Origin of the sequence: Pseudoalteromonas nanhaiensis (genome assembly GCF_051235485.1) — a bacterium.
Lineage (GTDB): Bacteria > Pseudomonadota > Gammaproteobacteria > Enterobacterales > Alteromonadaceae > Pseudoalteromonas > Pseudoalteromonas lipolytica_C.
On the sequence record NZ_JBPNYQ010000003.1, the window covers coordinates 1 to 16,750 of the forward strand.

At 40.0% G+C, this 16,750-nt stretch carries 20 protein-coding genes; 14 read left to right on the forward strand and 6 right to left on the reverse strand.

Translation table 11 applies throughout. The features are described from left to right. Nucleotides 1-142: 142 nt before the first annotated feature. From ACSFVZ_RS03995 to ACSFVZ_RS04005, 3 genes are all read right to left on the reverse strand, one after another. Entirely contained in the window at nt 143-715 is a 573-nt protein-coding gene (locus tag ACSFVZ_RS03995; protein WP_435558157.1) for an outer membrane beta-barrel protein, read from the reverse strand. A gap of 230 nt (nt 716-945) precedes the next feature. Then, nucleotides 946-1,410 carry an acyl-CoA thioesterase gene (locus ACSFVZ_RS04000; RefSeq protein ID WP_054561436.1) on the reverse strand — a complete coding sequence of 155 codons (465 nt, stop codon included), beginning with the start codon at nt 1,408-1,410 and terminating at the stop codon, nt 946-948. 148 nt (nt 1,411-1,558) lie between these two features. Then, on the reverse strand, nt 1,559-3,205 hold the full coding sequence (locus tag ACSFVZ_RS04005) for an electron transfer flavoprotein-ubiquinone oxidoreductase (RefSeq protein WP_138556917.1): 1,647 nt from the start codon (nt 3,203-3,205) through the stop codon (nt 1,559-1,561). 193 nt (nt 3,206-3,398) lie between these two features. Between ACSFVZ_RS04005 and ACSFVZ_RS04010 the strand changes: the two genes are divergently transcribed. The 3 genes from ACSFVZ_RS04010 to ACSFVZ_RS04020 all read left to right on the forward strand — a co-directional run bounded on the left by ACSFVZ_RS04010 (nt 3,399) and on the right by ACSFVZ_RS04020 (nt 5,643). Further along, on the forward strand, nt 3,399-4,148 hold the full coding sequence (locus ACSFVZ_RS04010; protein WP_119851781.1) for an electron transfer flavoprotein subunit beta/FixA family protein: 750 nt from the start codon (nt 3,399-3,401) through the stop codon (nt 4,146-4,148). Next, a complete protein-coding gene (locus ACSFVZ_RS04015; protein WP_435558158.1) occupies nt 4,149-5,075 on the forward strand; it encodes an electron transfer flavoprotein subunit alpha/FixB family protein in 927 nt (308 codons plus the stop codon). It begins immediately after the preceding gene. A gap of 250 nt (nt 5,076-5,325) precedes the next feature. Beyond that, nucleotides 5,326-5,643: a hypothetical protein gene (locus ACSFVZ_RS04020; RefSeq protein ID WP_435558159.1), complete on the forward strand. Its 318-nt coding sequence runs from the start codon at nt 5,326-5,328 to the stop codon at nt 5,641-5,643. 43 nt (nt 5,644-5,686) lie between these two features. Here ACSFVZ_RS04020 and asnS read toward each other — a convergent pair whose 3' ends face one another. Further along, nucleotides 5,687-7,084 carry an asparagine--tRNA ligase gene (asnS, locus tag ACSFVZ_RS04025; RefSeq protein ID WP_135924437.1) on the reverse strand — a complete coding sequence of 466 codons (1,398 nt, stop codon included), beginning with the start codon at nt 7,082-7,084 and terminating at the stop codon, nt 5,687-5,689. 272 nt (nt 7,085-7,356) lie between these two features. On the opposite strand from asnS, the gene ACSFVZ_RS04030 reads away from it, so the two are divergent. Then, nucleotides 7,357-7,791 (forward strand): AAA family ATPase, encoded by a 435-nt coding sequence (locus ACSFVZ_RS04030; RefSeq protein ID WP_135924440.1) that lies wholly within the window; start codon nt 7,357-7,359, stop codon nt 7,789-7,791. Nucleotides 7,792-7,835: 44 nt separating this feature from the next. Here ACSFVZ_RS04030 and bioA read toward each other — a convergent pair whose 3' ends face one another. Continuing rightward, the gene (bioA, locus tag ACSFVZ_RS04035) at nt 7,836-9,128 is read right to left on the reverse strand and encodes an adenosylmethionine--8-amino-7-oxononanoate transaminase (RefSeq protein WP_435558160.1); all 1,293 of its coding nucleotides are present in this window, start codon (nt 9,126-9,128) and stop codon (nt 7,836-7,838) included. A 97-nt stretch (nt 9,129-9,225) separates the two neighbouring features. Between bioA and bioB the strand changes: the two genes are divergently transcribed. The 5 genes from bioB (at nt 9,226) to htpX (ending at nt 13,927) form a co-directional block, all read left to right on the forward strand. Beyond that, nucleotides 9,226-10,266 (forward strand): biotin synthase BioB, encoded by a 1,041-nt coding sequence (gene bioB / locus ACSFVZ_RS04040; protein WP_135924446.1) that lies wholly within the window; start codon nt 9,226-9,228, stop codon nt 10,264-10,266. 7 nt (nt 10,267-10,273) lie between these two features. Beyond that, nucleotides 10,274-11,407, forward strand: a complete 1,134-nt coding sequence (locus ACSFVZ_RS04045; protein WP_435558161.1) for an aminotransferase class I/II-fold pyridoxal phosphate-dependent enzyme — start codon at nt 10,274-10,276, stop codon at nt 11,405-11,407. Then, the gene (locus ACSFVZ_RS04050) at nt 11,404-12,195 is read left to right on the forward strand and encodes a methyltransferase domain-containing protein (RefSeq protein WP_435558162.1); all 792 of its coding nucleotides are present in this window, start codon (nt 11,404-11,406) and stop codon (nt 12,193-12,195) included. Before ACSFVZ_RS04045 ends, ACSFVZ_RS04050 begins: the two co-directional genes overlap by 4 nt. Before the next feature lie 13 nt (nt 12,196-12,208). Then, entirely contained in the window at nt 12,209-12,892 is a 684-nt protein-coding gene (gene bioD / locus ACSFVZ_RS04055) for a dethiobiotin synthase (protein WP_435558163.1), read from the forward strand. Between the two features lie 174 nt (nt 12,893-13,066). Then, the gene (htpX, locus tag ACSFVZ_RS04060) at nt 13,067-13,927 is read left to right on the forward strand and encodes a protease HtpX (RefSeq protein WP_135924457.1); all 861 of its coding nucleotides are present in this window, start codon (nt 13,067-13,069) and stop codon (nt 13,925-13,927) included. 38 nt (nt 13,928-13,965) lie between these two features. On the opposite strand, the gene ACSFVZ_RS04065 is transcribed toward htpX, so the two are convergent. Further along, nucleotides 13,966-14,169: a hypothetical protein gene (locus ACSFVZ_RS04065; protein WP_435558164.1), complete on the reverse strand. Its 204-nt coding sequence runs from the start codon at nt 14,167-14,169 to the stop codon at nt 13,966-13,968. Nucleotides 14,170-14,215: 46 nt separating this feature from the next. Between ACSFVZ_RS04065 and ACSFVZ_RS04070 the strand changes: the two genes are divergently transcribed. The 5 genes from ACSFVZ_RS04070 (at nt 14,216) to ACSFVZ_RS04090 (ending at nt 16,735) form a co-directional block, all read left to right on the forward strand. After that, a complete protein-coding gene (locus ACSFVZ_RS04070; protein ID WP_435558165.1) occupies nt 14,216-14,728 on the forward strand; it encodes a GNAT family N-acetyltransferase in 513 nt (170 codons plus the stop codon). An 82-nt stretch (nt 14,729-14,810) separates the two neighbouring features. Next, a complete protein-coding gene (locus ACSFVZ_RS04075) occupies nt 14,811-15,242 on the forward strand; it encodes a DUF3859 domain-containing protein (RefSeq protein ID WP_135924463.1) in 432 nt (143 codons plus the stop codon). Between the two features lie 21 nt (nt 15,243-15,263). Then, nucleotides 15,264-15,674 carry a GFA family protein gene (locus tag ACSFVZ_RS04080; RefSeq protein WP_435558166.1) on the forward strand — a complete coding sequence of 137 codons (411 nt, stop codon included), beginning with the start codon at nt 15,264-15,266 and terminating at the stop codon, nt 15,672-15,674. Nucleotides 15,675-15,679: 5 nt separating this feature from the next. Then, the gene (locus ACSFVZ_RS04085; RefSeq protein ID WP_435558167.1) at nt 15,680-15,991 is read left to right on the forward strand and encodes an antibiotic biosynthesis monooxygenase family protein; all 312 of its coding nucleotides are present in this window, start codon (nt 15,680-15,682) and stop codon (nt 15,989-15,991) included. A 138-nt stretch (nt 15,992-16,129) separates the two neighbouring features. Continuing rightward, on the forward strand, nt 16,130-16,735 hold the full coding sequence (locus ACSFVZ_RS04090; protein WP_435558168.1) for a P-loop nucleotide/nucleoside kinase family protein: 606 nt from the start codon (nt 16,130-16,132) through the stop codon (nt 16,733-16,735). Nucleotides 16,736-16,750: the final 15 nt, after the last annotated feature.

Consider the following 16,750-nt stretch of genomic DNA (forward strand, 5'->3'; position numbering starts at 1 on the left):
ATTCTTGCAAAGTAACGCCTTGATATTAAGCACCTGTGAAACGCTGAATTCTGCATCTTGAGGTGGCTTGGGTATAAGCACATGCAAACGTAAAAAAAGGCAGTTGAGACTGCCTTTTAATATTTAGACTGTGTAGTTTAAATTAAAACATGTATTGGAATGATACTGAGGCAACATCCATATCTGGGTCGATATCATCTTCTAATTCATAGCGCTCATATTCTAAACGTACTTGCATATTCGTAGTGAAAGCATACTCAATACCTGCACCATAAAATACATCACCACCATTAGTGTCGGCACTAATACTGCCAAGTTCACCTAAGTCTTGCTCAATTTCAGCATCCCATTCTAGCCAGCCACCTTTGGCATAGACAGAAAAACTTTCTGTAATCGGCGCTGCTAATCGTGCAGCCAGTGAAACACCGTCAATTTCAGCTTTAGAATCGATATCGCTTACTTCATCAAAGTTTTGGTATGCAAGTTCAAGGCTTAGGTATTTATTAAATTGCGTACCAATATATCCTTTTAGCATTTGTGAATCATCATCGAAGTCAGTGTCATTTTCGCTGTCTTCAAACTCAAAAGAATATTGACCGTAGCCGATACCGGTATAAATACGCGGAGAATCCATTTCGGTAATATCTGCATGTGCAGCATTGTTAAAACCTAGTAGTGCTAAAGAAAGTGCAGACATTGAAATTGCTTTAATCATTTAATAGCTCCTTTATAAATTAAAAAACGAATGTTTCGCGTCATTCACTAGGAGTATTGCAATGGCAATGCCAACGCAAAAACAAAGCCTAAAGTATTGTTTTTAGGCTTTATTAAGCGATTTTATGACCAGGTTGTTGAAACTGTAAACAGGCGTTCAGTTTGGCAGTCGTAACAATTTCAGGGTGCTCTGTAGAAGTTACCAGGTGCAGTTTTTTAATCAGTGTTGTTTTACGCTTTTTGCAAAAGGGTTTCTGTTTCTATTGCGATCTCTTTCATTTTTATCGCATAGTTTTCAATTTTCTTTTCTTCGTCTGTCACAGCGGTATAAGAAGGTACTTCGATTGGGTAACCTGCTTCATCCATCGCAATAAAACTAATAACACAATGATTGGTTTCAACTAGGTTTTGTGTTTTTGGGTCACCGCAGCGGACTTGAATAAAGATTTGCATGCTGGTTTTACCAGTGTGAGCAATACTGGCTTTAACTTCGACAATTTGGCCAACCAAAATAGGGCGCTGAAACTTTACACCCGCTACTGAAACAGTAACGCAGTAATGACCACTCCAACCTGCAGCACAGGCGTATCCTGCTTGGTCAATCCACTTCATTACCACACCACCATGAACCTTACCGCCAAAATTTACATCGGTAGGTTCAGCTAAAAAACGAAAGGTTACACTTGAAGACGGCATATTTTACTCACTTTTAATCACGACTAATATCAGTTCACCTTTAACGTCTTAATCTGTAAAGGTAAACAGACCTTAAGCATAGCCTAAAAAAGGGGCCGAAGCCCCTGCAATTTAGGATGAATTTTAATTAAATGAGTAACGTTAGTTATTACATATTTGGGTAGTTTGGTCCGCCAGCTCCCTCAGGTGTTACCCAAGTAATGTTTTGACTTGGGTCTTTTATGTCACAGGTTTTACAGTGCACACAGTTTTGCGAATTAATCACAAACTGTTTTTCACCTTCGACTTCTTGTATTTCGTATACACCAGCAGGGCAGTAGCGTTGCGCTGGTTCATCAAATTGCACCAAATTCACTGTAATTGGAATCGAGTTATCTTTTAGCTTTAAATGGCATGGTTGCGATTCTTCATGATTGGTATTTGATAAAAACACCGATGAAAGTTTATCGAAGCTGAGTTTGCCATCTGCTTTTGGGTAGTCGATTTTTTCGGCCTGATCAGCAGTAACTAAGGTGGCATGATCTGGCATGTTATCTTCAAAGTTAAATGGTAAGCTGCCACCAAATAGGTTTTGGTCTAGTGTGTTATAAGCCCCCCCTAAGAACTTACCCAATTTGTGCATAACAGGGCCAAAGTTACGCGATTGATAGAGCTCTTTATACGCCCAGCTTTGTTCAAAGGCCGTTTTATATTCTGCTAAATCGGTATTTTCTTTTCCGTCGCTAAGGGCTGCTACAATCACATCAGCAGCGACCATGCCTGATTTCATTGCGGTATGGTTACCTTTGATCTTGGCAAAGTTTAATGTGCCGGCATCACAACCAACAAGTAAACCACCCGGGAAGTGCATTTTTGGTAATGAGCGCAGGCCACCTTTGGCAATGGCTCTTGCCCCATAGGCTATACGCTCACCGCCTTCTAACACATCTTTAAAGACAGGGTGATGTTTCATTCGTTGGAATTCATCAAACGGGCTTAAATGTGGGTTTGAGTAGTTAAGGTCAACAATTAAGCCTACGACTACTTGGTTGTTGTCGCTGTGATACATAAACGCACCACCACTTGTATCGCCGGTTAATGGCCAGCCTGTGCCATGTACAACGGTGCCTTCTTTATGTTTACTCGGATCGATTTGCCATATTTCTTTGAACCCTAAACCGTAATGCTGTGGAGACGCATCTTTATCAAGGGCAAAGTGTTTGATTAACTCTTTACCTAAATGACCTCGGCAGCCTTCGGCAAATACGGTGTATTTTGCTCTAAGCTCCATACCCGGCATATAACCGTCTTTTTCGTTGCCGTCTTTATCAAGACCCATATCGCCAGTGATAATGCCTTTTACTGTCTCGTCTTCAATGATTAAAGAATGCGCACTAAAGCCTGGGAATATTTCGACCCCTAAGTTTTCAGCTTGTTCAGCTAAAAAGCGACATACATTACCCATAGAAACAATGTAATTGCCCTCGTTATGGAATGTTTTAGGGCTCGCAAAGTGGGGGATGCTGGTGGCTTTTTCACTGTTATTAAACCAGTAAATATCATCTTGCGTTACTTTTGTAGTAACCGGTGCGCCTAATGACTGCCAATCGGGTAGTAATTCATCGAGTGCTTTGGTTTCAAAAACGGCACCAGATAAAATGTGTGCGCCCACCTCAGAGCCTTTTTCTACCACACAGATCATTAATTCTTGTTGTTTTTCTTGTGCTTGTTGAGCCAATCTAATCGCAGTTGATAAACCTGCTGGGCCTGCGCCTACGATGACTACATCAAATTCCATGGTTTCGCGTTCGACCATATAAACCTCTTCTCGGTGACGGACCTGCTGTAAAGAACCTTATTTCATACTTGCAAATGAAACGTTACAGGCTGTGAATACTTTAAGGTTATTTTAGGTTGACGTTTACGTCAACAGGAAGTAGTCTGAATTCATAAAATAAATAAGTTGACGCGAAGGTCAACTTTGAGAACACACAATTGATGGAGTCACGATGAAAGTCCTCGTTCCAATTAAAAGAGTAATTGACTACAACGTCAAAGCACGCGTTAAAGCCGATAAAACGGATGTTGATCTAGCTAATGTAAAAATGGCGATGAACCCGTTTTGTGAAATTGCAATTGAAGAAGCTATTCGTTTAAAAGAAGCAGGGACGGCCACTGAGGTTGTTGCTGTGACTATTGGTAATAAATCATCTCAAGAGCAATTACGTACGGCCTTAGCACTGGGTGCCGATAAAGCCATTCATATTGAAACAGAAGAAAAGCTCGAGTCTTTACATGTTGCTAAATTACTGAGCAAGATTGTAGAGCAAGAATCACCTGAGCTAGTTATTTTAGGTAAGCAATCGATTGACTCTGACAACAATCAAACCGGTCAAATGCTTGCTGCTCTAACAGGTCGTGGCCAAGGTACCTTTGCATCTAAAGTAGATGTACAAGCGGGTACAGTTAATGTAACGCGTGAAGTGGACGGTGGCTTACAAACAGTCGCTCTTAAACTACCTGCTATCGTTACGACAGATTTACGTTTAAATGAACCACGTTACGCTTCATTGCCAAATATTATGAAGGCAAAACGTAAACCACTTGATGTAATTGCTGCTGATAGCTTAGGTGTAGACCTTACGCCTCGCGTCCAGCTGGTTGAAGTAAACGAGCCAGAAAAACGCAGTGGTGGCATTATCGTTGAAGATGTTGCGACATTGGTAGAAAAGTTAAAAACAGAAGCGAAGGTGATCTAAATGAAAACATTAGTGATAGCCGAACACGACAAAGGTGTTCTAAAGCCTGAAACAAATAAAACGATTACTGCTGCTGTTAAACTAGGTTTTGATGTAGATTTACTACTTGCAGGCGAAAACTTATCTGCAATGAGTGAGCAAGCAGCATCTATTGCAGGTGTTAGCAGCGTCCTGATTGCTGATGATGCCGCTTACGCACATCAGCTTGCTGAAAACCTAGCGGATCTGGTTTTATCTTTAGCAGATAACTATTCACACATTGTCGCGAGCGCTACAACAACGGGTAAAAACTTTATGCCACGTGTTGCAGCACTTTTAGATGTTGCGCAAATCTCTGAAATCATCGATGTGATTGATGCTGATACCTTTAAACGTCCTATTTATGCAGGTAATGCGATTGCCACAGTTAAATCTCTGGATAGCAAAAAAGTAATCACCGTTCGTGCTAGTAGCTTTGATATTGCATCAGAGCAAGCACCGGTAGCTGTAAAAAGCGTTACAGGTAAAGGCTCTGTTGGTTTGAGTGAGTTTGTATCAGAAGAACAAACTGAATCAGAACGCCCAGAGTTGACTGCTGCACCTGTGGTTATTTCTGGTGGTCGTGGTATGCAAAATGGTGAAAACTTTTCGTTGTTGAATGGTATTGCTGACAAACTAGGCGCAGCAATTGGTGCTTCACGCGCTGCTGTTGATGCTGGTTTTGTGCCAAACGATATGCAGGTTGGTCAAACCGGTAAAATTGTTGCCCCAGACTTATATATTGCTGTAGGTATCAGTGGTGCGATTCAACACTTAGCGGGTATGAAAGACTCTAAAGTGATTGTTGCCATCAACAAAGACCCTGATGCGCCAATTTTCCAAGTCGCTGACTATGGTTTAGTTGCTGATTTATTTGATGTGTTACCAGAGCTTGAAAGCGCTCTGTAATTCATAACGATTCTGGTTGTTAAAAGCTGTTCACCTTTTAGGTGCGCAGCTTTTTTTATGGTAATTTAAAAACACGAGCTGGAAAGGACGTTATACATAAACCGTTTTTCAATAAACCGATAGTTTAGAAGTTTTCATGCTTGCTTCATCTAACCTTTCGGATATTGGCTAAAGGGATTTTACATTCTAAAATTAAACTATAACTTCATAATCCAGAATCACATTTCAATGTTATTTTAAGGCAAGAACCATGTTCAAAAACCTTTTACTTTTATGTTTTTTATTCTGTCCTTTAATAGTCTTTGCTGGCAGCAGTTTTAGGTTATCTGATGGAGATCTTGTACTTAAAGATATGAGCAAAATCGAAGTTTTAGATAAATTAGGCGCTCCCTTACTCAAAGACGTGCAAAGTTTAGGTATTGATACAGGCGGTAATATAAAGCCCGGTCAAAAGGTAGAAACTTGGTCATATAACCTTAAGGGCTCAATTGGCGGTGAGTATTTAGTATCTATCACCTTTGAAGGAGATAGAGTTGTCGATATTACATCTGTACAAAAGAAAAAATAAAAAGCCGCTCTCGAGCGGCTTTTTATTTGCTAGGCGATACTGATTAGTATGTCGCGCTGCCTTTAGTACGAGGGAAGGCGATAACGTCACGAACGTTGCCCATACCTGTTACATAAGCAACTAAACGCTCAAAACCTAGGCCAAAACCAGAGTGAGGTACAGTACCGTATTTACGTAGGTCACGGTACCAGCTGTAGTCTTCTTTGTTTAAGCCCATTTCTTCTAAGCGCTTATCTAATACATCTAGTCGTTCTTCACGTTGAGAACCACCGATGATTTCACCAATACCTGGTGCAACTACGTCCATCGCTGCCACTGTTTTACCGTCTTCGTTTTGACGCATGTAGAACGCTTTGATATCACGTGGGTAGTTTTTGATAACTACTGGCGCGTTAAAGTGTTCTTCAGCAAGGTAACGTTCGTGCTCAGATTGTAAATCCACACCCCATTCAACAGGGAACTCAAACTTTTTACCACATGCTTTTAAAATTTCGATAGCATCAGTGTAATCAACTTGTGCGAAATCTTTAGTCACGAATTCTTCTAAACGAGAGATAGCTGTTTTCTCAACACGTTGTGCAAAGAATTCCATATCATCACGACGTTCAGTTAATACTGCTTTGAACACATATTTAAGCATGTTTTCAGCAAGTTTAGCGATGTCTTCTAAATCTGCGAATGCAACTTCAGGTTCAACCATCCAAAACTCAGCTAAGTGACGAGATGTATTTGAGTTTTCAGCACGGAAAGTAGGGCCAAAAGTATAGATTTTTGACATTGCCGATGCGTATGTCTCACCATTCAACTGACCAGATACAGTTAAGAATGCTTCTTTACCGAAGAAATCTTCACTGTAGTCAATCTCACCTTTATCTGTACGCGGTAAGTTTTCCATATCTAAAGTTGATACACGGAACATCTCACCAGCGCCTTCACAGTCACTTGCAGTGATGATAGGTGTGCTGATCCAGTAGAAACCTTGCTCGTGGTAAAAACGGTGAATCGCTTGAGCTAAACAGTTACGTACACGTGTTACCGCGCCCATAATGTTAGTACGAGGGCGAAGATGTGCGTGTTCACGTAAATACTCAATGCTGTGACGTTTAGCTGACATAGGATAGGTGTCTGGATTCTCAACCCAACCTAATACTTCAACAGAGTTAGCTTGAATTTCAAAAGACTGACCTTGACCCGCTGAAGGCACAAGAATACCCGTGACAGATACTGAACAACCAGCAGTTAAACGTGTTACTTCATCATAATTATTGAGTGAATTAGGTACTACCGCTTGAATAGGATCAAAACACGAACCGTCATGAACGGCTAAAAATGAAATTCCTGCTTTTGAATCGCGGCGTGTACGGATCCAGCCTTTTACTGTTACTTGGCTGTCAACCGCAACCTTGCCTTCTAATAGCTCTGAAATCGCTAAATGGCTCATCTTCACTCCAATGATATAAGTTGCCTAATATAATAATGCTGTGCATTGCACTTGAATCGACTATCTTACCTTCGTAAATCAAATAAAAAAACTATTCAGACATACTCTTTACTAGTTTTTCTTCAATTGAACAAAATAACAGCGGTTTTTTGCGTAAAATTCGTGATAATTTAATTTCTCACTGCGCTAATTGGTTATTTTGTGGCATTATTAACAATTCTCAACAGGATAACTGTCCTTTAGTTTTTATTTTTTATTGTATTACAGGTGCTATGAAACAAGTTTTTATTCTTCGCGGCTTACCCGGCTCGGGTAAATCATATTATGCGCAAAGCCTAGCTGATGAGTTAGTTGCTGGTAACGAAAGTGAGTATGTCGTTTGCGCAACAGATGATTATTTTTATAACAGCGAAGGTGTGTATCAATTTGATAAATACAAGCTTCCTGAATATCACAACTTAAACCTTGCGCGGTTTATTAATGCTTTAGCAGAAGAAATCCCATTGGTAATTGTTGATAACACCAATATTAAAAAGTGGGAGTTTATCGCCTACGCGCAAGCGGCTACAGCCCTTGGTTATCAAGTAAAAGAAGTGATTGTTGGTGAAATTAAAGATAAATCATTGCAGCACCTTTATGCTAAACGTTGTGAACACAATGTTCCTTTACGAACCATAAGTAAAATGGCGTATATGTTTGAATGGTAAAGTATGAATAAGAAAGGAAGCATGAGCTTCCTTTTTTAATGTCTTCAATACGCCTGTTGATCAATAGCTGCGAATATAGCATCACATAACTTAGTTAGGCATTGCAGATCACTTATATAAGGTGGCATTAGGTAGATAAGTTTACCGAACGGACGGATCCACACTCCTTGCTCTATAAAAAAGCGTTGAATTTTTGCAACATCAACATTACGTTTTAGTTCTACAACACCAATTGCACCAAGGGTGCGAACATCTGCTACGTCTTCAAGTTGTTTGCATTTAGCAAGCTGCTCGGTGAGTACATGGTTAATATGTGCTATTTGTTCTTGCCAAGGTTGTTCGAGCAGTAAATCAATACTGGCGCAGGCAGTTGCGCATGCTAATGGATTACCCATAAAAGTTGGGCCATGCATTAATACGCCGGCTTCACCTTCACTAATACCAATAGCAACTTTGCTGGTGGTTAAGGTTGCAGAAAGTGTCATCATGCCACCCGTTAATGCTTTACCAATACACAAAATGTCTGGTTCTATATCGGCGTGCTCAACAGCAAACAAGGTACCTGTGCGGCCAAAGCCTGTGGCGATTTCATCACAAATAAGTAAAACATCATACTTATCGCAAAGTATGCGTAGATGTTTTAAGTAATCGGGATGGTAAAAATTCATACCCCCAGCATTTTGCACAATGGGTTCAATTATAAATGCCGCAACGTGTTGGTGGTGAGCTACAAAGTAGTTTTCTAGGTTTTCAGCCTCTGTAGAACTAAACTCACCGTTAAACTTAGCACTTGGAGCAGGAACAAAAACATGCTCAGGTAAAAAACCAGAGTACATACTGTGCATTGAATTTACAGGGTCGCAGACACTCATGGCAGCAAAGGTGTCACCATGATAGCCCTTAAGCGGCGTCATTAGTTTTTGTTTACCAGTATGTCCTTTACTCAGCCAGTATTGAAGAGCCATTTTTATTGCTACTTCAACACTGACAGAACCGCTGTCGGCTAAGAACACTTTTTCAAGTGAGGGTGGCGTCATACTAACGAGCTTTTTACACAGTTCAACAGCGGGTTGATGTGTTAGGCCACCGAACATAACATGGCTCATTTTGTTTAGTTGTGTGGCTATTGCTTCATTTAAAACCGGATGGCAATAACCATGAATAGCACTCCACCAAGATGCCATTCCGTCAATTAATACTTCACCCGTCTCTAAAAAAATGCGGTTTGCACGAGCATGACTTACCGGATAAACAGGCAAAGGATTAGTCATTGATGTATAAGGGTGCCAAATATGTTCGCGGTCAAAATTTAGATCTATAGATTGTTTTTTGTTCATATGTAAACTTTAATAGCCTCCTGTTCGTTGACAATGTTACGTCAACTCGTAGACTTAGCCAATCATACCGTCCATTAATTTAAAAAAAGAGACTATTATGGAGCACGCTGTTGTCCGTCACGATTGGACTCACCAAGAAGTAAAAGCATTATTTGAAATGCCGTTCAATGATTTATTATTCAAAGCGGCCAGTGTTCATCGTGAAAACTTCAACCCAAATGAAGTACAAATTTCTACTTTATTATCGATTAAAACGGGTGCTTGCCCAGAAGACTGTAAATATTGTCCTCAGTCTGGTCATTATAAAACGGATTTAGAGCGTGAACGCCTAATGGAAGTTGAAAAAGTGGTAGAGCAAGCACGTGCAGCTAAAGAAAAGGGTGCAACGCGCTTTTGTATGGGGGCCGCTTGGTCTGATCCAAAAGATCGCGACATGCCATATATCGAGAAAATGGTAAAAGAAGTGAAAGAGCTTGGGCTTGAAACCTGTATGACTCTTGGCATGCTTGATAATGAAAAAGCTCATGCATTAAAAGACGCGGGTCTTGATTACTACAACCATAACCTTGATACATCCCCTGAGTATTACCAGCAGATCATTACAACTCGTACTTACCAAGACCGTTTAAACACCATAGATAACGTGCGTGATGCCGGAATGAAAGTGTGTTCTGGCGGTATTGTTGGTATGGGCGAGCAGGCAGCTGACCGTTTTGGTTTATTAATGCAATTAGCTAATTTGCCGCAGCAGCCAGAGAGTGTGCCAATTAATATGTTGGTTAAGGTAAAAGGCACGCCACTTGAAGATGTTGAAGATTTAGATCATTTTGAGTTTATTCGTACCATTGCTGTAGCACGTATTATGATGCCAAAAAGCTATGTCCGTTTATCTGCTGGTCGCACGGCCATGAATGAACAAATGCAATCAATGTGTTTCTTTGCCGGTGCTAATTCAATTTTCTACGGCGATAAATTACTGACTACAGAAAACCCTGAAGCAGACGCTGACATGATGCTGATTAAAAAATTAGGCATGAACCCAGAAAGGCGTGAAGATTATTCTGATGAAGCAGTAGAGGCATCACTTTCATCAAAAGTTGCTGATAAAGCAACATCAGAACTATTTTACGAAGCGTAACATTTAAATGGCTTTTGATTTTATTGCCGAGCATCTTGTTGAGCGTAAAGCTGATGCATTACTGAGAAAGCGTCAGCTTGTTGAGCAAGCAAGTGGGCGCTTTATTCAGGTTGCAGGTAAACAGTATTTAAATTTTGCCAGTAATGACTACCTTGGTTTTGCTGATGATTTTATTGAAATACAAACGCAGCAACTAGGTAGCCACAGTTCAGCGCTAGTGAATGGTTATAATAAAGCACAGCAACAGCTTGAGCAGAGTTTATGCGAGTTATTAGGCTATGAAAGCGCCATGTTATTTAATAGCGGATTTAGTGCTAACAGCAGTGTATTAAAAGCGTTGTTTCAAGATAAAAGCGTGGCGCAATCATCGGCAATCTTCCAAGATAAACTTAATCATGCCAGTTTAATTGATGGTGGACTTCATTCTGCCGCTGCCATGGTACGGTTTAATCATAACGACCTTAAGCATTTAGAATCTCGGTTACAAAAGTCAAAAGCAAAGCATAAGCTCATAGTGAGCGAAGGGGTATTTTCGATGGATGGCGATCAAGCCCCCATTGCAGCACTCTGTAAACTCGCTAAACAATACAATGCCTGGCTGATGATTGACGACGCCCATGGCTTTGGCGTATTGGGTGAGCAAGGTTTAGGCAGTTGTGAGGCAATCAAACCAGATTTACTGATCATCACTTTTGGAAAGGCACTGGCAAGTAGTGGTGCTTGCCTGCTTGCATCAAAACAAATGATTGATTACATGCTGCAGTTTAATCGCGAATACATTTATTCAACAGCAATATCTCCTCTGATGGCTAGTTGTACTCTTGAACGGCTCGAAAAGTTATTAAAAGCGGATAATAGACGCGCTCAGCTTACAGATAATATTGCTTACTTTAGAGCGCTTACCAAAGAGCGTAACTTAGCATTAATGGAATCATCAACGGCTATACAACCTCTGGTATTAGGCGATGCAGAACACACGCTTGCTGTTGCTAATAAGCTTAAAGAAAAAGGCATATGGTTAACCGCTATTCGACCGCCCACGGTACCTTTTAATACCGCACGGCTTCGGATCACCATAAGTAGCGCACATCTTCCAGATGATATAAAACAGCTGGTTGATTCGCTAGTGGAGTGTTTATGAGTGTTCAACTGCAAGTACCTTTAAGCTTTCAAGACAGTAATAAGCTAACAACACAAACTAAGTTCTCAAAAGCGGCTGCGAATTATGCAAGCCATGCCAATGTACAAAAACAAGCGGCTGCGCATTTATTAAAAATGATGGCAAATAAACATCAGCAGGGTACTTGCCTTGATTTAGGGGCTGGGCCATTAGTTAATACGGCAATGCTTAAAACACATTTTGATACTGTATTGGCAATGGACTTAAGTCATTCCATGCTAAGCACAGAGCAAAACCCGCATTGTTTAAAAGTGTGTGCTGATATGGATAACCTACCATTACAGAAAAGTTCGCTAGATTGTGTGTTTAGTAATTTTGCAATGCAATGGTCTGCTGATTTAGAAGCACTACTTAAAAGTCTCTTTTATTCACTAAAAGTAGGCGGAAAGCTTTATTTAAGCTGTGTGGTAGATGGATCGCTCAAAGAGATCAAACAGGCTTTTGCTTGTTTAGATGAGCAAAACCATATTAATCAGTTTCATGGTGCTAATAATATTATTGAGTATGCACAAATGGCCGGATTTAAACTCAATTTTGCAGCCGATAGATGTTATATAGATGCCTATAAATCGCCCTTAGAAGCACTGCGCTCGATAAAAGCGATTGGCGCTACCTCATTGCAAACTAAGAAAAAACGCCAAGGGTTATTAACGAGGCAGGCACTTAATAGTGTTTGTAAAGCATATCCACTGGTTGATGGGCATGCTAGAGTGAGCTATCAAGTTGTCCTTTTAGAATTAGAAAAATAGAATTAACTCAAAAATGAAAGAATTTTTTATCACGGGTACAGACACCGATGCCGGAAAAACCCATGTCACCAGTTTATTATTAAACTTACTAGCGCAACATAAACAGCGTGCGGTTGGTTTTAAACCCATTGCCGCAGGTGCAGAAGAAGCGTTTGGGCAACTAGTTAATGATGATGCATTAACCTTAATGGAAAGCTCATCAATTGGGGTTAAATATAACATTGTTAACCCCTTTACCTATGAGCCACCCATTGCACCACATATTGCTGCAGCCCAAGTAGGCGACAGGCTGACATTTGATAAGCTTGATGCTGCTTATGCGAACGTAAAAGCACTCAATACCGATTATATTCTTACAGAAGGTGCAGGTGGTTGGTGTTTACCTATCAACGAAACCGATTTACTCTGTGATTGGGTTAAATCACAAAATCTTAATGTAATTTTAGTGGTTGGCATGAAGCTAGGCTGCCTTAATCATGCATTACTGACAGCTGCTCATTTTAAAGCGCTAGGTGTTAATTGTGTGGGCTGGATTGCAAATCATGTAGACCCAAACATGCGTGAACAAGAGGCCAATTTAGAAACCTTAAAATCAGCATTACCTTTCCCGCTTTTAGCGATTAGTCCGTATACAGACGGCAGCCCTAAATTAAAAATTTACAAAACCTTACTTGAAATTTTATCTATCAACCCATAATAATTGAGTTGTTACTTTTGACATACTCTGTCACAATTGGTTGCAATTAGTTCCTTGCAACTAATTGCATAAGCCCTAAACTGAGTTGGTAGAACACTCAGATAATTTTATTAACTAACGATTTTTAACCATGTCGTTAGTTAATACAATTGGTATGTTTATTCTGAGGTTTTTATGAAGCGTGTATTTTTGTTTCTACTGACTAACTTAGCGGTAATGCTAGTGTTAGGTATTGTGTTGTCTATTGTGATGAGCGTACTGGGTATTAGCCATCGCAGTTTAGGCGGCATTTTAGTTATTTCAACCGTATTTGGTTTTGGTGGCTCGTTTATTTCGTTATTTATGTCGAAATGGATGGCAAAAAAATCAACCGGTGCACATGTTATTGAACAGCCTCGTTCTGAAACAGAACAATGGTTAGTTTCTACGGTAGCAGCGCAAGCGAAAAAAGCAGGTATCGCGATGCCAGAAGTGGCTATTTACGATAGCCCTGAAATGAACGCTTTTGCGACCGGCCCAAGTAAGAACAACTCGCTGGTGGCTGTGAGCACAGGTTTATTACACAACATGAACCAAGATCAAGCTGAGGCGGTATTGGCACATGAGGTGTCTCATATTGCAAATGGTGACATGGTTACGCTTACTCTTATTCAAGGTGTAGTGAATACCTTTGTTATCTTTATAGCGAAAGTATTAGCAGGTATTGTTGATAACTTCTTAAATAGTGATGAAGAAGAGGGTGGTAGTAGCTGGACTTACTTCTTATTCGATATGATTTTCCAAATGCTATTTGGTGTTCTAGCAAGTATGATAGTTGCTTACTATAGCCGTAAACGCGAGTTCTCTGCGGATGCCGGTGCAGCTAAGCTAGTAGGTGCAGATAAAATGCGAAGCGCCCTTGAGCGTTTAAAGCAAAACCACCCATCACAACTAGAAGGTTCAATGATGGCGTTTGGTATTGCAAGCGGTAAAGGTGTTGCTGAGTTATTCTCATCGCACCCTCCACTTGACGAGCGTATTAACGCATTACGTTAATTTTAAACACGAAAAAGCCAGCTTGATGCTGGCTTTTTTTATTGTTGGCTTTTCTCTCGCTCTAGCTGTTGCGGTAATAATACCTCAACAATTTCACGGGCTGGTAAGGTATACCTTACGCCATCGAACATCACAGAAGTATGCTCATCAATGCTGGTGATCCCTGTTAAAGTCCAGCCTTCGCCGCGCTCTTTACAATACACTGTAGTGGTAGGTTGAATTACTTTAAACTCTTCACTCATCGAACTTAACCTAATTGCTTGTATTTGCCTTTATAGTAAGACAATAATGTCAGCTCATAAAGAAAAAGAAGTAATTACCGTGTCAAGCCACAATGACTTAGCCTTTGACTTACGCCCAATTCGACATAAAGATTGCCAAGCAATTTGGGATATTTTAAAAGATCCTCATGTTCAATCTTTTAATGATTACAGTGCTGACATAACCAAAGGTGACGTTTACGACTTTATTCAAGGCGACATAGAGAGTTTTTATAATCAACAAGGTATTCGGTTGGTTATCGTTTTGCGAAGTACTGGCCAAGTTATTGGTAGTGTTGGCATATTTAACATAATTAACGGGCAGGGTATTTTAGGATTTGAATTGTCATCGCAATACTTTGGCAAGGGGATAATGCAAAAGGTATTAGCCATGTTATTTGGAAAATTGACAACCTTTGTACCAGCGCCGCTAAACACTATTGTAGCTTTAGTTAACCCAAATAATAGTTCATGTATTAAGCTTTTAACAAAATGCGACTTTCAACAGCATGACGCTCAGTGGATAAAATATGTTAGCTAATTACTATAATAGTACAATCTTGTTCTGCTAAGGTTGCTACTATAAAATAGCGCCTCATTTTTAAAAAGGAGCGCTTGCAACTATGGCAAAAGCCAAACCAATTACCAGTATTGAAAGTTACGGCATTTACAGTCATTGGGATGCAAAAGAGAAAGACCTGCCTCAAATCACCGAATTTACAACAGACGTTCCTGCACAGTTAGATATTGAATTTGGTTTTATTGTTAACATTAAAAAGGCCAAAGGACAAAAAATTAAATTTTGCGTTTACCACCCAGATATCCCCGATGAGGATGGCGATATTATGCCGCCGTTTGAGGGTGAACAGTATGTTAAAACAAATGATTGGCAGTTTTACTTAGGTGATACTATATGGGCACCTGTTGATAATAAAGTAGGTATTTGGCGCATGACTATTGAGTTAAATGGCCATATAATTGCCGATAAATCCTTTAACTTATTAAAGGAAGCCGAAGGCACTGCCACTGATTTTTGGAAGCATCGCGGCTATTAAGCTTTAACCTTGTGAGGGACTATGTATAAAGGAAGTTGTTTGTGCGGCAAAGTAAAAGTAACGATTGCTGGTGGTATAGACTCAATTATTCATTGTCATTGCTCGTTGTGTCGTAAAAATTCTGGCACAGCTTACGCAACCAACGGCTTTATTCAACGAGATGGTTTTAACCTAACAGAAGGCAAGCAGCATCTAAGTGCGTTTGAATTTAAACCCGGTAGAATTCGCTATTTTTGTAGCAGCTGTGGCTCCCCAGTTTATAGCGAAAATAAAGATGACCCAAGCCGCTTACGTATTCGCCTAGGTTTATTAGATAGTGATATAAACGAACGTCCGATAAGCCATAATTTTGTGAGCTCTAAAGCAAACTGGGATACGTTTAACACAGAAATCCCATGCTTTGATGGCTTTGAACCTAGTAGAGGGAGGTAATAGCCATGATAGCGAATACACCAAAACCGCCTTATTACGCCGTAATCTTTACGAATATCTTATCTGACGATACCGCTGGTTATGAAGAGGTGGCGAATAGAATGGTGGAGCTCGCAGAACAACAACCTGGGTATTTAGGCATGGAGTCTGCTCGTGATGGGTTAGGTATTACTGTGTCGTATTGGCAAAGCTTAGAAGCAATTAAAGCCTGGAATCAAAACGTAGAGCACTTAAATGCCCAACAAATTGGTAAAGACAAATGGTACAGCGCTTTTACAACGCGCATTGCAAAAGTAGAACGTGATTATTCATTGTAGTAATAATTCTCTGTATAGGAACACATCATACTGTATTCGGCCTTAATATAACCTCAGCGTATCTTTAAATTTAAGTATATTGATAAACAAGATAAGTAGTTATAGAAACTCAGGCGTGGAATCTTCTCGGTTTATCGAATGCGATGGTTTTTCTTGAATTTTTATGACAACATTTTAAATGTTAAACACCCTAAATACACACTTTTAAAAGTAACATGGAAGGAATTCATAGGCTTTCTGTTATATATCCTTGGCGGTCTACCCGCAACAGGTAAGACTGAACTTTCTAAGTTTTTAGCTTCTTCCTTGGGCGCAGTTCATATTCGTATTGATACTATCGAGCAAGAATTAAAAAACTGTGGTTTTAATAAACTACATGACGAAGGTTACAAGGTAGCTTTTGCTCTTGCGTTAGAAAATCTAAAAAGCGGCCTTTCTGTTGTAGCTGACTCAACAAACCCAGTTTTGGAATCTCGAGAAGGGTGGATAAGCGTAGCAAATAAAGCTTCATCACCCTATATAGAAATTGAAGTTATCTGCTTGAATAAAGCCGAACATCGACAACGTGTAGAAAACAGGCAAGCAGATATTCGAAACCTTTTACTTCCATCATGGGAAAGTGTGATTTCAAGAGATTATGACTTGTGGGAAACAGCACGTATTGTCATAGATACTGCGGGCAAAAATCCTGAGCAAAGTAAGAAAGAGTTGAGTGAGTTACTCAATAGAAACAATGAACCATAACAAGCAAGCTGGGTT